Here is an 18,401-nt window from a genome sequence, read left to right as displayed (position 1 = left end):
CTGTCTAAAACATAGTATTATCATTAGCTGCCTCATTTGGAATCTCTTGAATTACATCCCAATGTTCAACAATCTTACCATTCTTTATACGAAATATATCGACTATAGCAACTCCCTTATCTTGAGAATTAGTACGAGAATGTACATGAAGAGCAACTGTATCTCCTTCTACTACTACTCGTTTAATCTCTGCAGAAGAATTAGGATTTTTAACAAAGTCCTCCTTAAAGAAATCCATGAAGGCTTTTCGTCCGTCAGAAACAAAAGGATTATGTTGCTTATAATCTTCACTTACATATTTAGGGATAATATCGATATCATGTTTGTTAAAAACTTCATTATAGAAATCAACTACCATCTTTTTATTCTTTTCATTTTCTGTCGCTTCTTTCGATACCGATGCAACATTCTCACTCTTTATTGAGTGACCTTTGGTATTACCAGTTGAAGCTTGAAATATCAAAGTCGACACAATTCCTAAAATAAACACAGAAATAATTATTACTATTAAATTTTTCTCTAATTTCATTTATGCCTACCTCTTCTAATCGTATAAGTTATCTTCCATAACACGCTTGAGAAGTAGAAACCTTCCCAAAAATGTAATGTGAGGGGGAATGTTAGGAAATTACACTCCCCCTTATACAAGGCATGTTAGAAACTAATAACTCTAACTTAATACCTCATTAACAGTTGCACTGTCCACAATTTGAATAAACTTCTTAACCTTATCGTTCTCATCAAACTCATAAAGATGACAGAAATCTGCTATGAATGATTTCCCTGTTACTTTATATGTTCCACTATATTTTCCATACACGATAACAGTATTGTTATTAAAAGCATAAATTTCATCTTTAGCGTTATAGTTATCCCATTCCGTGCCAAGACGTTCATGTACATTTTTCACTACTGCATCAGGACCTGTATAAGTGCCCGCATATGGAAACCCAGCAGCTTCTGTCCAAGATACATTTTCACTTAAATACGTTTTGAAAGCATCCATTTTCCCCTCGCCAGTTAACACATACGTTTCATGTAATAGTTTTTGATATTTATTCATAGCATTAACCCCAAGGCATTTCTTTTGTTACAACTTTTGCACTTAATTCTAATACACCTTTATTTGCATAGTCTGGATATGCTGCTTCAAGTTTCGCTACAAAATCTTTTGAAGTTTTACTTTCCTCAGAAGCTTGAACCGCAGTTCTTAGGTAATCCATAGTTGCAATAATCGCTTGATTATCTAAGGATTTTTCAATTGATCCATGGCTAGGTACAATTATGTCAGCATTTAATGCTTGTAATACTTTCAAGTTCTCAATCCATGCCTCCATAGCCGCTTTTGAGCTAGTATCCGCTAAGAATACATGTATTTCGTTAAATACATCAATACCACCAATTAATACTTTTAGCTCTTTATTAAATAAGCTAGTTCTGTAATGATCTAAGCCTACTAGTTCAAATGTTAACCCCTGAAAATCAATTGTTTTTTCTTTAAACACTTGAGGTAATACTACGTTGCTTGGTGCGTTTTCTCCTAGGGCACCTTTCCAAACTTTTAATTTACCTAAGACAGAATGAACAATATGTTCAACAGTAGACTCTGTAGCATACGCTATAGCTTCTGGGTAAGCAGCCTTAATAATTTCTAATCCAAAGTAGTAATCAGGATCCCCATGAATAATAAAGATTTTATCTAAAGATAAGTCGTTTTTTTTCAGATACTCAACAATTTCTTTCGAATCAGATTGAGTAAATTTTGAGTTTATTAAAAATGCATGTCCCGCTTTCTCAACTAAGGTTGCAGTGACCATAAAACTTTTTTCGTCTGAACTAAACACCGTCAATTTCACATCTTTTTGATTTGTATCAATTGTTTTAAACATAGAATGTTATTCTCCTTTTGTTAAAGTTATTTACTAGTTAACATATTTTTATCTTGTTCCGACAGAAGCTCCCTCTTCAATTTACCTGAAAGTGTGATAGCACCAGCAAATAGGCGAGAGATGAATGTCGGTTGGCGTAAGCTAACATGTTTGCTACTATAGCTGATAGTAAAATTAAATTTGGACTCTTTTTAAAAATAAATTGAAACCGACTGTTATAAAAAGGTTTAAGTCCATCCAATTCTAGTCTTTTTTAAAACGTTAAATGTTATATACTGTAACTTAAAATTCATTAATATAAATTTTTAAAACGCGCTTCAATTTTATCTGGCGTCATTACCCCACCACCAATAGGGATAATTTGATTATCCTTTTGTAAAAGTAATGAAGGATAACTATTAACACCAAGCTGTCGCACTTTGCTGAAATCGTTTTGGACATCTATTATTGTTTCTTGAGCGTTTAAACGTTCTAGTACTTGTTCAGGGTCCAAACCATGCTCGATTGCAATCTTACGATATGTTTCAGGATCACTCAGACTTTGTCCCTCATAATAAAACGCTTTTTGCATAGCCGCAGTGAATTCTAACAAACGGTCTGGTGCTAATGAGCGTAAAGCTGAAAAGCCAATTGCAGCATCTTTCGAATTCATTTTAAAAGTCCCTTCTTCCACCAATTTTTGATATGAAGGACCAAATTCTGCACCTGTAATTTGATTAATTCTTTTATTCCCCTCTTCTATATATGAGAAATTTTTTATTGGTAAATCATCTAAAAATAATCCTCCACATAAAACCGTTAACGGCATTTCAGTGTGTTCTTTGTAAAATCCTTTAATACTTTCTGAAAATCCATAGCACCATCCACAATATGCGTCCCATACGTATATAAGATTATCTTGTTTCGTCTTCATTTAAATCCCCTACCTTTATTTTTATTAACCAGTCCAGCTATCACTTAAAATTCTCAGCTAACTTTTTGGTTTATATAAGTACATCTTTTTTATATCTTGTTCTTTTTTGAGTTACCTTACTATATTTTTCAAAACTAACCTTTCCCAAAAAGATTAGATAAGATTTCTAATGAAAGATAGCGCTGCACATCATTGCTCCAAAATAGAAGATACTAAAATTCGGAATATATCTTGATTTAAATATGTTAGTAACTTTCTACACCGGGCGATAACATGTGGACTACCATCCTTAATTAAATATATAAACCTTATTTTCACTTTAAATATCCATGAGTTGTAACTAACTCAATTACAACCTTATGTAACCATATTAGTTACAACTATAGTAGAAGTCAATTCTTTTTTAACAAAAACAATAAATTTCTACCCTAACGCTTTTAGAATTCTATTATTAAAAACTGGCTTCTTGTTCTTAAATTTGTTAAAGAGCTTAGTAATTCCCTAAAAACATCACTAGTAAATATGGAACAACAAATTCAAGATAATTTACAAAACAAATAATATAAGTACCTCTTTCATGGCTTACCGACAGAGTACCAGTTCTAGTACATGTTTTTTTTCAAAGCATTACATTTTGTTTTTACCTTTAATAGAAACTACCTGATTAACTAAAACAGGAACTGTCCCACCATGACTTATAATTTTTTATCCCTGTACATTGTGCGGGAATTTTTTTCATAAAGAAAAGACACCCTAAAGTGCCTTCTTTCAATGTGAACCATCACAATTTCAATAGTAAGTATTGGACTCTCATCCAAATATACTTTTACCATGTTAAATTGTTTGATTCATTGAGGAATAGGGTTCAAATTTGGGTTAGCATCACATCGCTAACATACTAAGGTTTTATGCTACCCAAAAACAATGATTTTTACTCTGGGGATCTCAATTTTATTATTTGGGGATTTATGCTTTTCTTAGCTTGATAGCGATGTGGTAGGGCCCTATATTTGACTCTTTTTCTACACCTAGATATTCTAGAGTTCGTTCTAACATAAGTGCTGCCTGTTGACGTGTGAGTGTGCCATATGGCGTAAACTTAGTAGCTGAAACACCTCGGATAATTCCTGTATCGTATAGGGCTTGTACATCATAATACCGGCTGCGAACGTATTTACATCAAGAAGATTAATGGAGCAAATGATGATTGCCCTAAATTGGTTTGATAGCTGTTTTTGCAGAGTTTGAGCGTGATATTATTCTTTGAAATTCTCTTCTTAAAGATAATACGTAAATACAAACAAAACCAGCAAAACAACGTTCCTATGTCGTACTGGTTTTGTTGAAGTCCATTTTGAATTGTAGCTAGTTCAACGTAATTGCAAATTCTGAGTTCGGTGCCCCAGCAATTACAACCGTTCCATTCTTCGGCAGTTTTACTTTGTTATTGCCGCTCACGATGGTAAAGTTGACACATACTCCATTCTCATCATACACCGCGAACGCACCCTTCGATGGCAATGTCACGGTCATCCTTTTTCCTGCTGCCGCTTGCGGAATCGTAAACCATTTAGCATGCCCATTTGCTTGCAGAGTAACTTTGGATGATTGGCCAGCATCAAGTGGTTTTACGTTGTTTCCACTTACATATAACAACCCGGCCATTTCCATATATTCATTGCCGCCTTCTGTATAGAAATGCGTTTCCGTCGTATCACGGCCATTCATCACGGGGATCTGGAGCTGATGCGCCGCGGTGTTCGGACCTGTAATTTTTCTGCCCTCCCAATAGCCCGCCAGGCCTTCCTTACGAATAATTTGTGTGGTAATAAGTTTCGGTTGTACGAGATATTCAATAGAACTAAATTTCTCATTCACGAGATAGAACTTGACACCTTCCCGCTTCGCCCATGCGGCAGCGGTTTTCTTCGATAGCACATTGTCTTCTAGTTTCTCGGCTAAATAGTGAGTCATCGCACCTTGCCCTAAGTCTGGTGTCGATTTATATGTGCTCTCCCTCAAATAAGTTCTTCCATTCTTCTCGGTGACAAAGTTGAGCTTAGAAGTACCCTTCTCATTAATAAAGCTTCCATCCACAGTATATACATATTTTTCTTCTCGATTAGATGGTAAGAACAGTTCTCCATTCTTCGTAATTTCAATTTTGAAATGAGTTTCGCTATTGCCATAAAAGCCCGCTTTCTTTGCCACGTCTTGAGGCATCTTGACCTTGATCGGCTTGCCAAAAGATTTGTTCGGCTTGATGTTCTTAATTGTCCCCTTCTCTTTAAGCACGGCGAGCAGCAATTCAGTTGCCAGCAGTTGATTTGTAGAGCTTCGTCCACCGGATGACAACACAGCCGCTGCCATTTTCTGTTCCGGAAGCACGACCAGTATAGCATGTTGCAGTGCCGTGTCGCCGCCCTTAGCCAAGCCTTTTATCCCATATTCACTGAATGGGTATAGTTTCACACTATCCCAGCCAAGACCATAGTTAAAAATATTATCTCCATCCCCCGGCCACATTCCTTTTTTATATTCCTCTTGCTCCATCGCCTTAACTACCTTATCAGAGAGGATCCCTTTTCCCTGTCCCATAAATAATTGTGAGAATCGTACCATATCTTCTGCCGTGGAAGAGACCCCTCCCGTACCAATCACATTCACCGATTCAATTGGAAGCTGCCCTTGGTACGCCGGAAAATAAAGTCCAGCCCGCTTTTCGTCTCTCCATTTGTCCTGCGGCGTTTTTGTATGATTCATCTTTAAGGGTTCTGTAAACCGTTGCTGTAGAAATTCGGTAAAGCTCATACCGCTGACTCTTTCCACCAAAATTTCGGCCAGCGTAAAACCATCGTTGCAGTATACCGAGAACGCGCCAGGGTCTGCTTTCAGGCTCTGGTTGGACAATTGCTGCAACAAGAAATCATGGGAATAGGTATCATTATCGTTAAATAAAAATGCATTACTTAACGTGGAACCTTGCAAGCCGGAGGAGTGATTCAACAACATACGCGGGGTAATGCGTTTGTACCGCCCATCTTTCATCTTAAAATCAGGAACATAGTTAACCACAGGAGCATCCAAATCGACTTTTCCTTCGTCGACCAATTTCATTACAGCCGCTGTTGCATACATTTTACTGACTGAACCAATCCCGTATAGAGTATCTTTGGTTAGTGGCTGTTCCCCTTCCATATCGTTCTTTCCAGCCTGCCCCGACAAAGTAAGCTTGCCATTATCAATTAGCGCATACTGCACGCTAGTCGTCCCATGGGACTTCGTGAGTAGCGCAGCCTTCTCTGCTGCAATCTTCTTCAGCTCTTGGCTAGCTACTTCTACGTTAGATACAACTGTAGTCTTACTATCAGAAAATGCTTTCGCCCCTGTTGGTAGAATCATAGTTAGCGCTAATGTAGCGGCTAATACACCAGTTAGTTTATTTTTCATGAGGGAATTGCCTCCTTAGATAAGTGATCAATTTCATCATTTGTTTGTTTAACTATGAAAATATGATAAAATTTATCCGTTCTTCCTTTTGGCCTACTTGCTAAATTCAGCAAGTAAAATATTTTTAAAAGGATCAGGACTATCAGCATTAAGGCTGTTCAAATTGACAGCTAATGTATGCTTGCCTCCAAGTGTACCTCCAGCAAAAGTAACAAACCCTGGAATGCTACCTCCGTGTCCCCATATTGAGACACCGTTTGGAAGCTTAGTTTCATAGATTCCAAGACCATATCTGCCAAGTGCAGCTTCTCCTGTTGGAACTGTAGTAAGCATTTGTTTTAGTTGCTGTTCTTTTATTAATTTACCTCCAAGTAAGTAAGAGAAGAATTTGTTTAAATCATCAGCAGTAGAAATCATATCTCCAGCCGAGCTCCCCATACTTGGGTTATAATACGTAACATCTTTTGGCTCACTTGCTCCGTCTAGTTGGATATATCCACGGGCATGCTTGGTTCCTGGAATCACGCTTGAATTGCCAGGTAAGAATGTATTCGATAATTCAAGCGGTTCAATTATCCGATTTTCAATCTCTTCCGCATAGCTGTTCCCGGTTACTGTTTCAATAAGGATCCCTAGTAATACGTATCCTGTATTTGAATAAGACCAGCTCTTTCCTGGAGCAAAATCTGGGGGCATCGAAATCCCCATCTTTACTAATTCTTCAGCCCTATACGATTTTTTTGTATCCATAAGATTAAAACTTTTTGACCTTGTGTATTCAGCGATACCACTTGTGTGGTTCAATACTTGCCGGATAGTAATCTGTTTATCATCATATCCGTTTCCTTGAATGACACCAGGCAACCATTTTTCAATAGAGTCGTCTAGATTCAAGCGGTTCTCTTCGGCTAATTGAAGTACAACTGTTGCCGTGAACGTCTTCGTCACGCTACCAATGCGAAAGCGAAAATCTGTTTTCATTGGTTTCTTGCTGCTCAGATTCGCTACCCCAGCGGCATAACTCCATGTTTTTCCACCCTCAGAAGTTTTAGCAAGTATCCCCGGGAATCCAAGTTGCAATGTATCCCGCACTGCTTGCTTGACAGAATTACGATCTCGTTGAGTACTTGTTTGTACCGAACTAGATACACTTTGAGTAGGTTCTGCTTTTACAATTAAGGTTGGCGTTGTGTATAACAGAGAACTTCCAGCTATTAAAAGGGCCAGACTTGCACATGTAATTTGACTACATGTTTTCATAGGGCATCCCTCTCCTCTATTCATATTGTATAGGTGGTTTCTTGCTATTTCGTATTAACCACACAGCTACCATCTCCACCAATGAAAAAAGGTCAACATTGAATTCGTAATCATCTTCATATTTATTATTTTTACAAACGCCATTCTGTCCTGGGTAAATCCCTCTTTTTCCACATATATGTTAACCACATAAATTACTTCTTTTCCTTGAAACAGTCTTGTTACTGGTCTGTTTTTCATATATAAGTCATATCTGTTCCGCCTTTCACGCTTCTTTATATTTTTATCATACACAATGAAAATTTCTTTTTTCTTACCCATTTCTTACAAATTACTTACTTTCAAAATCGCTTTTATAATAGGATAGAAGGAGCATCTGTGCCGTAAAGTTCGGTAAATATATTAATCAAAAAGAAACACAGTTTTTTTACTTCTGTGTTTCTTTTTACCATCCTTTTAAATATTAAGAGTCGATTTACCCTTAACAGGATGAATTCTGGCTCTTTTCTAATGTAATTTTTTTCTTGCAATACAACACAAATGACATTGTGCTGCATGAAACACTCCTAACGTTGTTAAAATCACTTGTTTTTAAGTCAAAATTTATTTAACTTAGGGCGGATACTCCACATCCATCAGCTTAAGAAAAATAAACGCCCTCAAAACGAAAAAATAAGCTACCTTCTCAAAGTAACTACCTGTAGAAAAAGAAAAAGAAAATGTTCATTTAGGAGATATATTAAAACCTTAGCTTGATAGTAATGTGGTGCTACCCCACATCCATCAACTTAAGGAGAATAAACGCCACCAAAACAAAAAAAGCCCCAAATTTTTCTCGAAAATAAGGTGGGGCTTTTGAACCAGAAAAGTATATTTTTAACTATGAAAACTACAGTAAATTTTTCCTTTTTTCCTACTTGCTAAATTCAGCAAGTAAAATATTTTTAAAAGGATTAGGACTGTCAGTTCTACCCAAACTATTCCAATTGACAACTAACGTATGCTTGCCTCCAAGTGTACCTCCAACAAGAGTAGTAAACCCTAGAATGCCACCTGTGTGTCCCCATATCGAGACACCGCTTGGAAGCTTAGTTTCATAGATTCCAAGACCATATCCATCGATTCCTTCTCTTCCTGTAGGAACTGTAGTAAGCATTTGTTTTAGTTGTTGTTCTTTCAGTAATTTACCACCGAGCAAGTAAGAGAAGAATTTGTTTAAGTCGTCAGCAGTAGAAATCATATCTCCAGCAGAGCTACCTGCACTTGGGTTATAATAAGTAACGTCTTTTAGCTCACTTGCTCCGTCTGGTTGGTCATATCCACGGGCATGGTTAGTGCCTGGAATAACGCTTGAATTGCCAGGTAGGAATGTATTCGACAATTCAAGTGGTTCAATAATCCGATTTTCAATCTCTTCCGCATAGCTGTTTCTGGTTACTTTTTCAATAAGAATACCCAGTAATACGTATCCTGTGTTTGAATAAGACCAGCCCTCTCCTGGGTCAAAGTCTGGGGGCAAAGAAATCCCCATCTTCACTAACTCTTTAGCCGTATACGATTTTTTTGTATCCGTAAAATCAGCGTCTTTTGACCTTGAGTATTCAGCGATACCACTTGTATGGTTCAATATATGCCGGATAGTAATCTTGTTACCATCATATCCATTTCCTTGAATGACACCAGGCAACCATTTTTCGATGGAGTCGTCTAGATTCAGGCGTTTCTCTCCAGCTAATTGAAGTACAACTGTTGCGGTGAACGTCTTCGTCACACTCCCAATGCGAAAGCGAAAATCTGTTTTCATTGGTTTCTTGGTTCTCAGATCCGCTATTCCAGCGGCATACCCCCACGTTTTTCCACCCTCAGAAGTTTTAGCAAGTATCCCCGGGTATCCAAGTTGCAATGTATCCCGCATTGCTTGCTTGACGGAAGTACGATCTCGTTGAGTATTTGTTTGTAACGAACTAGATACATTTTGAGTGGGCTCTGCTTTTACAATTGAGGTTGGTGTTGTATATAACAGGGAACTTCCAGCTATTAAAAGGGCCAGACTTGCACATGTAATTTGACTACGAATTTTCATAAGGCATTCCTCTCCTCTATTCATATTGTGTAAGTGTTTGCTTACTTACTGTTCCTTACTTCCTGACAAGACTTAGGGAAAGGCCCTCATGCATATAGATTAAAGCCCCAGTACAAAGGTATCTATCAATACCAACAATTTGAGCCATTTAAATCTCCATCCCCTCCTATAACAAAATTATTCAAAGGTATGAAAGCATATTATGTACCCTTAGTTATTGTTAGGATTAACACAACCTGAGACATAACCCCAACCCATATTTTACTTTATTTATCCATAATATGTATTGAGAAAGAATGTAAATTCAAATCCTTTCCGTAACCTAACTATTGATCGTTTTTTTCACCTATTATAATTAATTATTTAGAATTTCATAATAAAAAACTGTAAAAAAAATAACGAGTCCCTTAATGTACAGGAATTTGAAGTACTCACTAAATGAAATTTTTCTTTCTCTACAGTTAGTTATTCTGAGAAGTCAGTTCATTTTTTTGTTTTTGGGGTGTTTACTTTTCTTAAGTTGATGGGCCACATGCCCATCAAGCTAAGGTTATGCAAGTTTAATTTCATGTGAGATTTTTTCTTTTTTCTAAAAATCCAGTGTAAGCTCTTTAAAGATTTTCATACCAAATAAACCCTATCGGGTTTCAATTTTTGAATTACGCTACATGATTGTGAGACAGGGAAAAGTCATAGACGACGCCTAAGATATCAAAAACTGTTTTCTTCTCATACCTATGGGATTTTCGTCCGTTTTTCTGTAAAAGATTGAACAGACGAAACAATATCTTTGTTAATTCTTGGGTGTCTTTTTGCAAAGATTGATAAATAAGTGAAAAATAATCTTTTATGATATAAGTTGCTTTATATTCGCTTAATTCTCGCTTCTTCTTGATGAGGAGTAGTTGGCGCATTTGAAACATGGTAGAGGAACAAAGAAGGATACTTATTAATTGCCCGTATAAGTGACATTCTAGTCTTTCTAATTTTACAGAACTACATTGATGAATACGAAAAAATGATTTCCATGTTTTAAAAATAAGCTCAATTTGCCATCGTAAGGAGTAAAAATCGTATACTTGCTCTTTTGGCAGATATTCCAATGGAATATTTGTAACGTAAAAGTTAATTGCACTAAGCCGCTTACTGCGTTCTTTATAGGCTATTTGCTTCTTATATTCTTTAGATGCTAAATCCTTTTGTCTTCGCTTCATTTGTGTTTCAGTTAATTTATACAGAATAAGTCATGCAGGAAGTTTTTGATACATTCCAATATAGATTTCAGGAATTTCATATGTTTCACCGGACTGTAATTGGTCAATAAATTGTTCCATATCTAATTGGATGTACTCAGATTGCTTTTTTATGGTTCCATTTTGAAAGTATTCAGGTACTTTATTCTTCTGATATATACGTGTATTAAGCTTTAATCATGAAATAAAATAAGCACCACACTCGCTTATAGTATGTAAATCTTTTAAGTCGAAATATCCTAAATCACGTATAAATACATCGTTCGGTTGAAGGGATGTTAAACAAGTAGAAGCATAAGTTTTATCATTGTGTTTTCCTGATCCTACATGAAGAAATTGACCACTTAGTAAATCATACTCTAGTTGAATTTTTACTCCAGCACTTTGACCGCTACCACCTGAACCTTGATATGTAGAAGTGAATTTATCTGGAATTTGAAAATGTGTAGAATCCAATATACGGATACGTCGAAAATAGTTTGTATACAAAGTTGGAATCTTGCTAGAAGAACAAAATTGTTGGTGAAGTAAATGTGCTAAGAGTTGTTGTAAAAACTTAACAGCCTGAGGGTTAAAACGTTGATTGAGTCCCTCAGGACTCATAGAAATACCGGTGTTAGCTTCTAATCGACTACATAATTGTGTCAATGAAGAACGAGCCACATTTTGACTTAACCAGACACACAAAGCTACTAAATCTTGTGCTCGATATTTACTTTTTCGTTTAACAAATCCTATATTTTTAGCTAATTGCTCTAAAGCATCAGGTAACATATATCGTTGTAACTCTTGGGAATACAATTGCAGCTCATCTTGAATTGAAAAGTACATTATAAAAACATCCTTTCTTTTGATTCTAAAGAAAGGTTAACGCTTTTTCCGTTTTTATAACAGGGTTTTTCGAAGGTTTTAATTTAATCCTAATTATATTTTTTATAAATTCTAAAGCACATTCCCTATTTTTAGTATGATAGACAGGAACTATTTTTTAGAACAGGAGACAATAAATGAAAAAAATCATATTAGGATTATTAGTTATATTTCTATTTATATTTATGTACATGTCTTTAGTAGGAGATGAGAATAAGAGTTCTTTAACTCCTAATCTGATTTCAAAGATAAAATACTTAGAGACTGATTCTGTTGCTGGAGGTACATTTAGAGATTATGGCCAAGAAGCAAAATCAGTGTTTGAAAAACTAAGTAGTCAGAAAGATGTTGTAACAAAAAAAGATTTTTGGAAGAAGAAGTTTTTTGAGGAATCTTCTCAACGTAACATTGACTTTGTATTAGATGATGGTAAAAAAATCAAATTCAAAGTATTATTTTTTAGTGTGAAACCATACTTTGATGAAGCGTATGTTCAACGTATAGGAGATGATTCCATTTACCACTTAAATAAAGAAGATGCAACAGATATAGCAACCCAATTTGCAAATCGTTAATACTTTTCTTGAAAATTTATGTTTTATATCTATCAATTATAAAATAAGAACATCCCCAAACGAATTTTTTCGTTTTGGGGATGTTCTTATTGTATTAGCTTGATGGTGATGTGGCGGTACCCCATACCCATCAACCTAACAGATCAGGTTGCCCCCAAACGATAAAATGAACTTCATTGCTATAAAAGACTCAAATTTTTCGTTTTGGAGCATTATAAAATTTTAACTTGATGGTGATGGGGTGGATCCCAAACAGTACGATTTTATTTCAAAGACACAACGATTTTACTACACACTTTTTATTTATCTCACACTCTCATCTGCTAGTATTACTATTTTTTATTACTAATGTTGCCGTTTCACTCGGATGGCTAAGAGGAAAATGATGGCCATATGGAACAAAATCAACCTTACCAAGATGCGATGGAGCAGAATAGCCTCTGTCATAATCCCCCCAAATAATGTGAAGATTATACTTTGTTACTTCATTGAAATCACCTTGATCGTTTTTCAGTAGTAAACTGTTAAGCTGAACCGTAGTATTTAAAATTCTAGGAGAAGTAAAACTGTTACTTATTTTTTCAATATAATGTTCAGGGATGCTCTCCGTACTTTCAAACAAACCATTACTTAATAAATAACGCCCTATCAGATTAGTAGTTGCCAATTTTAATGTCCATTTGTTCATAAATTGAGGAACATTTAGCGATTTAGCATTTTTTTTAGCAACAGGTGGCTGAAGTAAAGTGATTGAATACTTCTTATCTATGTACTCTTGTACCAATGCTTCCAGAAGAATAAACGCACCGAATGAATGGCCAATTAGATGTGCACCATTAGTAGCTTTCTCCAATAACTTTTTCACTACATTCAAATAGATATCTAGAAGATTTTTCTCTCGTTTAAAAGGAGAACGTCCCAAACCTGGAAGATCCAAGATCCATACAGGTTGACCAGTTTTTTCATGAAGTTCTTGTGCTAAAGGAAATAAATCCTCTCCATCACTCAATAAACCATGTAATAAAATAAACGGTTTACCCTCTCCTTGTAATTGGTAAAGGGTAGTGTTATCGCATAATGTTCGTTTAAATAAATGATTATGCTGGCCATTTTGATACATCATTCGATAATCCAGATCAGCTACTACGGCAGGGAAAAATTTCATTACACTCGTCTTCTTAAACCAATCTCCTCCCATAATTTTTTTCGCTGAAACATTTGAAAATTTTCGTTTTGTAATAAAATTCAGTCCATCAGAAGGAATTTTTGTTATTTTACTTACTCCACTATTCATAATTGCTTTCATAAGTGGCATTGGGACAGAGAGTTTTGGTGCCCTCATATTCATACTTTCCGACATAATACTTAATAATTCAGCAATGTTCGGATCGTGCTGTTTGTCTTCAACAAGTGTATATGTTTGAATAGTCGGTTGCTCCAATTTGAAAACCTGCACAATAAACTTCGCAAGCTCATCGTTTGAAATAAGTGGTAACCTATATCCCTTACCTCCAGGAATCACTGGCATGAGCCCTCTTCGCATACTCATCACAAGCAAACCTAATCCTGCTATCTGCTCTGTACTCCCTGTTTTACTACTACCGACTACAGTTGGCGGATTAATTACAGAAAGCGGATAACCTACTGCTGATGCCTGATGACGGATATAAAGATCTGCTAAAAATTTTGTTCTCTCATATGGATTTTTTATTTTCAAATAATTGTTTCCTTCTTGAAACACATCAATTGCAATCTTGCTATTTTTATCATCAAAGGGACTCATATAACCTACAACATGAATAAATTGTTGCAAGCCCTTCAATTGATGAATACTTTTAGCTAATTCACTAATATGTTTGGCACCATTTAAAAATACGGAAGCTGCCTCTTTACTTGTCGCTTGAATATCCATGGGGCCTCCTGCGTGAATAATCACATCCGTTTTCAATACCCTCTCCTTATCTTCAGCACTTAGACCTAAATCTATTTTCGTCAAATCACCTTCAATAAAGTGCATAACTTCCTTTTTTAAGATGCCTCTTTCTTGAAAAATGCTTGTTGCTTTACTTTTCGACCTTACTAAAAGAAGAATTTTAACATCCTCTTTGGCTAATTCTTTCACTAATTGCTTTCCAATAAAGCCTGTTCCACCAGTTAAAAATACTGTTCTCATATAAAATCTCCTTTTTAGTACTACTTAGTACTAATTTGATGTAAAAAAAATGCTTCTTTTATCGAAGCAATTTTAAAAAATGATTAGCTGTTTTCGTGATTACAGTTGCATCCTTCAATGTTTCTGAAATAAATAACGCTCCTTCAAGATTTGTAATAAAAAGTGATGCTACCTCATCAATATTAATCGTATTTCTGAATTCTCCATTCTCTACCCCTTGTTTAAGTAATAGAGAAACTTTCTTTTGTAATCCTGTAAAAAAAAGACCTATTTTTTCTTTTATTTGCGTGGCCTGTGTAGGACTTTGAATATAAAGAGTAATAAATGGACAGCTCCCCTTATACTCTCTCGACTGAACTCCTTGTGATAATTGCTTTAAAAACAGTTGGATACGATCTTCAACTAAAAATTGGTTCTGAGAAAGTACGTCATCAATTGCAGATTGATACATTTCAATCCAATAATCAACGACCCCTTCTAATAATACTTCCTTATTAGAAAAGTGATAATACACATTAGACTTTGAAACTTTGCTTACACGTACTAATTCATCCATACTTGTATAAGCAAACCCTTTTTCTAAAAATAATGTTGCAGCTACTTCAATCACACGTTTTTGATTCATTAATTTTACCTTTGTCATAATTAGAACTATATAGTACTAATTTGAATATTGCAAGTATTTATGTTCATTTAGAAAAAAGTTTGATTAAAAAAGTTCCACTAACATTGATTTTACTGCAAAAAAATCTTATTTTGAATAAAGTTGAACTGAACCCCGAAATTGTTCATTCACTATCGTCTAATAGAGGTCACCATACATGCCCATCAACTTAAGAAAAAGAAATGCCCCAAAAACGAACAAATGAACGGCTTCTCAGAATAGCTATCTGTAGAGAAAGAAAATTTTAATTTAGGGGGATATGAAAATATTAGCTTGATGGTGATGTGGTGCTCCCCCATATAAAGAAATTTTAAACATCTTAATCTGCCTTTCCTTTATGTAAATATGGGAATAATGAAATTACCCCAAGGATAGCTAAACAAGCTCCAATCCATAGCGGAGATACAAAACCATATCCTTTACTGATTCCAAGACCACCTAGTGACGAACCAATAACAATACCTAGCGTAATAAAAGAACTATGAACGGTATTTATCATTATTCCATTACTAGCTGTTTTCATCACCCTCGCAACCATAGCTGGATTCAATGCTACACCAGTTAAACCAATAAAAATTGTAGAAATCACTGCAATGTATTTATTCTCTGCACTTAAAGCAAATACAGACAACGCTATGATTAATATAATTAATCCACCCATAAGTATTTTCATTGTAAATTCATCAGCAAACTTGCCGATTATTATATTTCCAATTACCGTCGCACTACCATAGAGAGCAAGTAAATATGGAATACTTGCACTTGAAAAGCCTGTGACATTTGTAAAGATCGGAGTAAAATAACTAAATGCTGCAAACGTACCACCAATAATGAACATACTTGTTACGTACGCTGCCCAAAGATGAATATTCTTAAATCGCAGAAGTTCGTCTTTCCAATTTAATTGCTCTTTATTTGAAGATGATGGTAACAACCGTTGAATCATAAGCCCTGATACTAGCACAAGAACAGAAACAGCCCCAAAACTAATACGCCAGCCAAAAGATTGGGAAATAACGGTTGTTATAGGTAAACCTAATACAGTTGCGAACATTAAACCTGCAAGTACAATTGATGCAGCTTTTCCCCTTGAATCAGAGTGAACCAATGTCGCAGAAAAGGAAATCGCAACTCCAAAAGCTGAAGCTGAAGCAATACCAGTTATAATACGTGAAATCATCATAATATCATAGTTCCAAGCAATAGCTCCGAGCGATTGACCAATTAAAAATACGAACATTAAAAACAATAATGCTTGTTTGCTGCGCATTCGTAAGAGGATTGCAGTTAAAATGGGGCCTCCTATTACCATTGCTCCTGCATAAGCTGAAATTAAATACCCAATAGATGATACAGAAACCTGGAATGCAAGAGCAAGTTCATTCATCATACCTGCAACCATAAATTCTGATGTAGTCATACAAAAGATTGCTAAAGCTAATAAATAAATAATCGATGGCATAAAAACACTCCTTATTCATTATTGTAATGATTGGTACAAAAACAGTGCGAAAAAAGAGCGCACTAAGCGCCACAAATAGACTCTATTGTTCCTTTGATAACTTGTTCAGACAACACCCGATTTTGCATCGATACATTAAGAACACGGAATCCGTAATAACTGCTTAAAAGCAGACTAGCTAATTCCTCAGCTGATTGCTTCTTTGAAATTTCACCTGTTTGCAATCCTTCCTCCATCACTGTTACAATAGCTTGTTTAAGAAGTTCAACATGCTTCGAGAAAATTTCTTGTACCATTAAATTGTTTTTAGCACGTTCTATACTGGCATTAATCAATAAACATCCTTTTTGATCAACATTCTGAAAGTCTTCTTTCAATGCCCATTCAAAAAAATTACTTAATCGTTCTTTAACTGGAATTGGAGTATGTAACAATTTCCTTTGTTCCTTAATCCCAATTTCATGGTAGCGTTCTAATACTTGTTTATACAGTTCATGTTTACTACCGAAAGTATTGTATAAACTTCCTTTTCCAAGTCCTGTATCACTGCATAAATCTTGTGTAGAACACCCTTCATATCCTCTTAACCAAAATGTTTTCATTGCAACATCTACAATTGAGGAATAATCAAACTCTCGAGGTCTGCCGCGTTTATTCACCCGTATCCTCCTCTCATTTTAAAGATAACATGAATAGAATACCCTTTTTGTACCACGCGGTCAATAATTTTGTTTTATTGTTACTGTAAAATAAAATTTGATTATGTTAGATTACGAATAATTAAAAATAGACCCCTTATTCAAGTTGTCTAGCGAAAAAATCACGTTTTAATAGGCTTCTTTAGCATGCCTACCTTTCTATAAATTACTAGCTATGAAACAAGGATCGTTTCATAACTAGTAATTTACTTGATTAGCTTGATGGGTATGGCGTAGTGCCCCTATAAGCAAAACCCTCCAGAAACATCTAAAATTTGCCCTGTTACCCAGCGGCTATCAGAAGAAGCAAGAAATGCTACTGCATCTGCAATATCTTCAACTTTCCCTATTCGTCCGAACACAGATGAATTCGCAGCAAAATTTCGTATTTCCGGATCATCTAGCAATTTTGCATTGATATCTGTCTTCGTATATCCAGGCATAATTGTATTCACTGTTATCCCTCTTTCTCCAAGATGTTTAGCTAGAGGCAGTGTCATCGTATTTAATGCACCTTTACTTAAGCCGTATGCAATGGAACCTGTAAAACCAAGTCGTACTTCAGCTGATGAAACGTTAATAACGCGTCCCTCTGCTCGTAGTAACGGTAATGTTTGCTGAATTAAGAAGAATGGTGCTTTCATATTTACAGACATAATTTCATCAAAAACTTCTTCTGTCGTATTTTCAATTGTTCCTTGTGTACCTATCCCTGCATTGTTTACTAAAATATCAATCTCTGATGTACCAACTCTTATTTGTAATTCATTCTTCAATTGTTCTACTATCTTTTTGACACCATCAATTGAATTGAAATCCGCTTCAATTAAGAATGCCTTTCCTCCATTAGATTCAATCTCACTAATTGTTTCATCTGCAGCTGCTTTATTTCGGCCATAGTGAATTGCAACTAATGCACCGTCGTTTGCTAATCTCATCGCAATCGCACGGCCAATGCCGCGACTCGCTCCTGTTACTAACGCTACTTTCCCATCAAGATTTTTCATTTTTTCCATCCTTCCTAAATTTCCGTTTGATAAAAACCTATACTTATATTTTTATGTAAACACCAATAATTTAAAATATATATTTATAGGCAATCTAGTTCATC

Annotated in this window: 13 protein-coding genes and 2 pseudogenes; 1 reads left to right on the top strand and 14 read right to left on the bottom strand. The window is 35.5% G+C overall.

Translation table 11 applies throughout. The annotated features are described in order from the left end of the window. Positions 1-4: 4 nt before the first annotated feature. The 9 genes and pseudogenes from DN389_RS12715 to DN389_RS12670 form a co-directional block, all read right to left on the bottom strand. Entirely contained in the window at positions 5-529 is a 525-nt protein-coding gene (locus tag DN389_RS12715) for a nuclear transport factor 2 family protein (protein ID WP_097889769.1), read from the bottom strand. Positions 530-670: 141 nt separating this feature from the next. Then, positions 671-1,063 carry a nuclear transport factor 2 family protein gene (locus tag DN389_RS12710; RefSeq protein WP_060486500.1) on the bottom strand — a complete coding sequence of 131 codons (393 nt, stop codon included), beginning with the start codon at positions 1,061-1,063 and terminating at the stop codon, positions 671-673. A gap of 4 nt (positions 1,064-1,067) precedes the next feature. Further along, entirely contained in the window at positions 1,068-1,889 is an 822-nt protein-coding gene (locus DN389_RS12705; protein WP_097889768.1) for an MBL fold metallo-hydrolase, read from the bottom strand. Positions 1,890-2,181: 292 nt separating this feature from the next. After that, positions 2,182-2,802, bottom strand: a complete 621-nt coding sequence (locus DN389_RS12700) for a DsbA family protein (protein ID WP_097889767.1) — start codon at positions 2,800-2,802, stop codon at positions 2,182-2,184. Positions 2,803-3,768: 966 nt separating this feature from the next. After that, positions 3,769-3,945, bottom strand: a pseudogene (locus tag DN389_RS29165) (S-layer homology domain-containing protein); the annotation flags it as partial. A 222-nt stretch (positions 3,946-4,167) separates the two neighbouring features. Next, a complete protein-coding gene (locus DN389_RS12690) occupies positions 4,168-6,252 on the bottom strand; it encodes a serine hydrolase domain-containing protein (protein WP_098190721.1) in 2,085 nt (694 codons plus the stop codon). 93 nt (positions 6,253-6,345) lie between these two features. Continuing rightward, a complete protein-coding gene (locus DN389_RS12685; protein ID WP_060486496.1) occupies positions 6,346-7,512 on the bottom strand; it encodes a serine hydrolase domain-containing protein in 1,167 nt (388 codons plus the stop codon). 913 nt (positions 7,513-8,425) lie between these two features. Further along, positions 8,426-9,595, bottom strand: coding sequence for a serine hydrolase domain-containing protein (locus DN389_RS12675; RefSeq protein ID WP_149237204.1), 1,170 nt, complete (start codon positions 9,593-9,595; stop codon positions 8,426-8,428). 659 nt (positions 9,596-10,254) lie between these two features. After that, positions 10,255-11,679: pseudogene (locus tag DN389_RS12670) on the bottom strand (IS4 family transposase). Positions 11,680-11,855: 176 nt separating this feature from the next. On the opposite strand from DN389_RS12670, the gene DN389_RS12665 reads away from it, so the two are divergent. Then, positions 11,856-12,293, top strand: a complete 438-nt coding sequence (locus DN389_RS12665; RefSeq protein ID WP_098057082.1) for a hypothetical protein — start codon at positions 11,856-11,858, stop codon at positions 12,291-12,293. Positions 12,294-12,609: 316 nt separating this feature from the next. On the opposite strand, the gene DN389_RS12660 is transcribed toward DN389_RS12665, so the two are convergent. The 5 genes from DN389_RS12660 to DN389_RS12640 all read right to left on the bottom strand — a co-directional run bounded on the left by DN389_RS12660 (position 12,610) and on the right by DN389_RS12640 (position 18,297). Continuing rightward, entirely contained in the window at positions 12,610-14,466 is a 1,857-nt protein-coding gene (locus DN389_RS12660; protein WP_064057503.1) for an alpha/beta fold hydrolase, read from the bottom strand. Positions 14,467-14,524: 58 nt separating this feature from the next. Beyond that, positions 14,525-15,091, bottom strand: a complete 567-nt coding sequence (locus DN389_RS12655; protein ID WP_048566096.1) for a TetR/AcrR family transcriptional regulator — start codon at positions 15,089-15,091, stop codon at positions 14,525-14,527. A gap of 358 nt (positions 15,092-15,449) precedes the next feature. Beyond that, on the bottom strand, positions 15,450-16,592 hold the full coding sequence (locus DN389_RS12650) for an MFS transporter (protein ID WP_149237203.1): 1,143 nt from the start codon (positions 16,590-16,592) through the stop codon (positions 15,450-15,452). A 62-nt stretch (positions 16,593-16,654) separates the two neighbouring features. Beyond that, a complete protein-coding gene (locus tag DN389_RS12645) occupies positions 16,655-17,251 on the bottom strand; it encodes a TetR/AcrR family transcriptional regulator (protein ID WP_098057085.1) in 597 nt (198 codons plus the stop codon). A 281-nt stretch (positions 17,252-17,532) separates the two neighbouring features. Then, a complete protein-coding gene (locus tag DN389_RS12640; RefSeq protein ID WP_142950354.1) occupies positions 17,533-18,297 on the bottom strand; it encodes an SDR family oxidoreductase in 765 nt (254 codons plus the stop codon). Positions 18,298-18,401: the final 104 nt, after the last annotated feature.

The organism is Bacillus sp. AY3-1 (genome assembly GCF_008368785.1).
Lineage (GTDB): Bacteria > Bacillota > Bacilli > Bacillales > Bacillaceae_G > Bacillus_A > Bacillus_A wiedmannii.
This window is presented reverse-complemented; position numbering and strand designations above follow the sequence as displayed.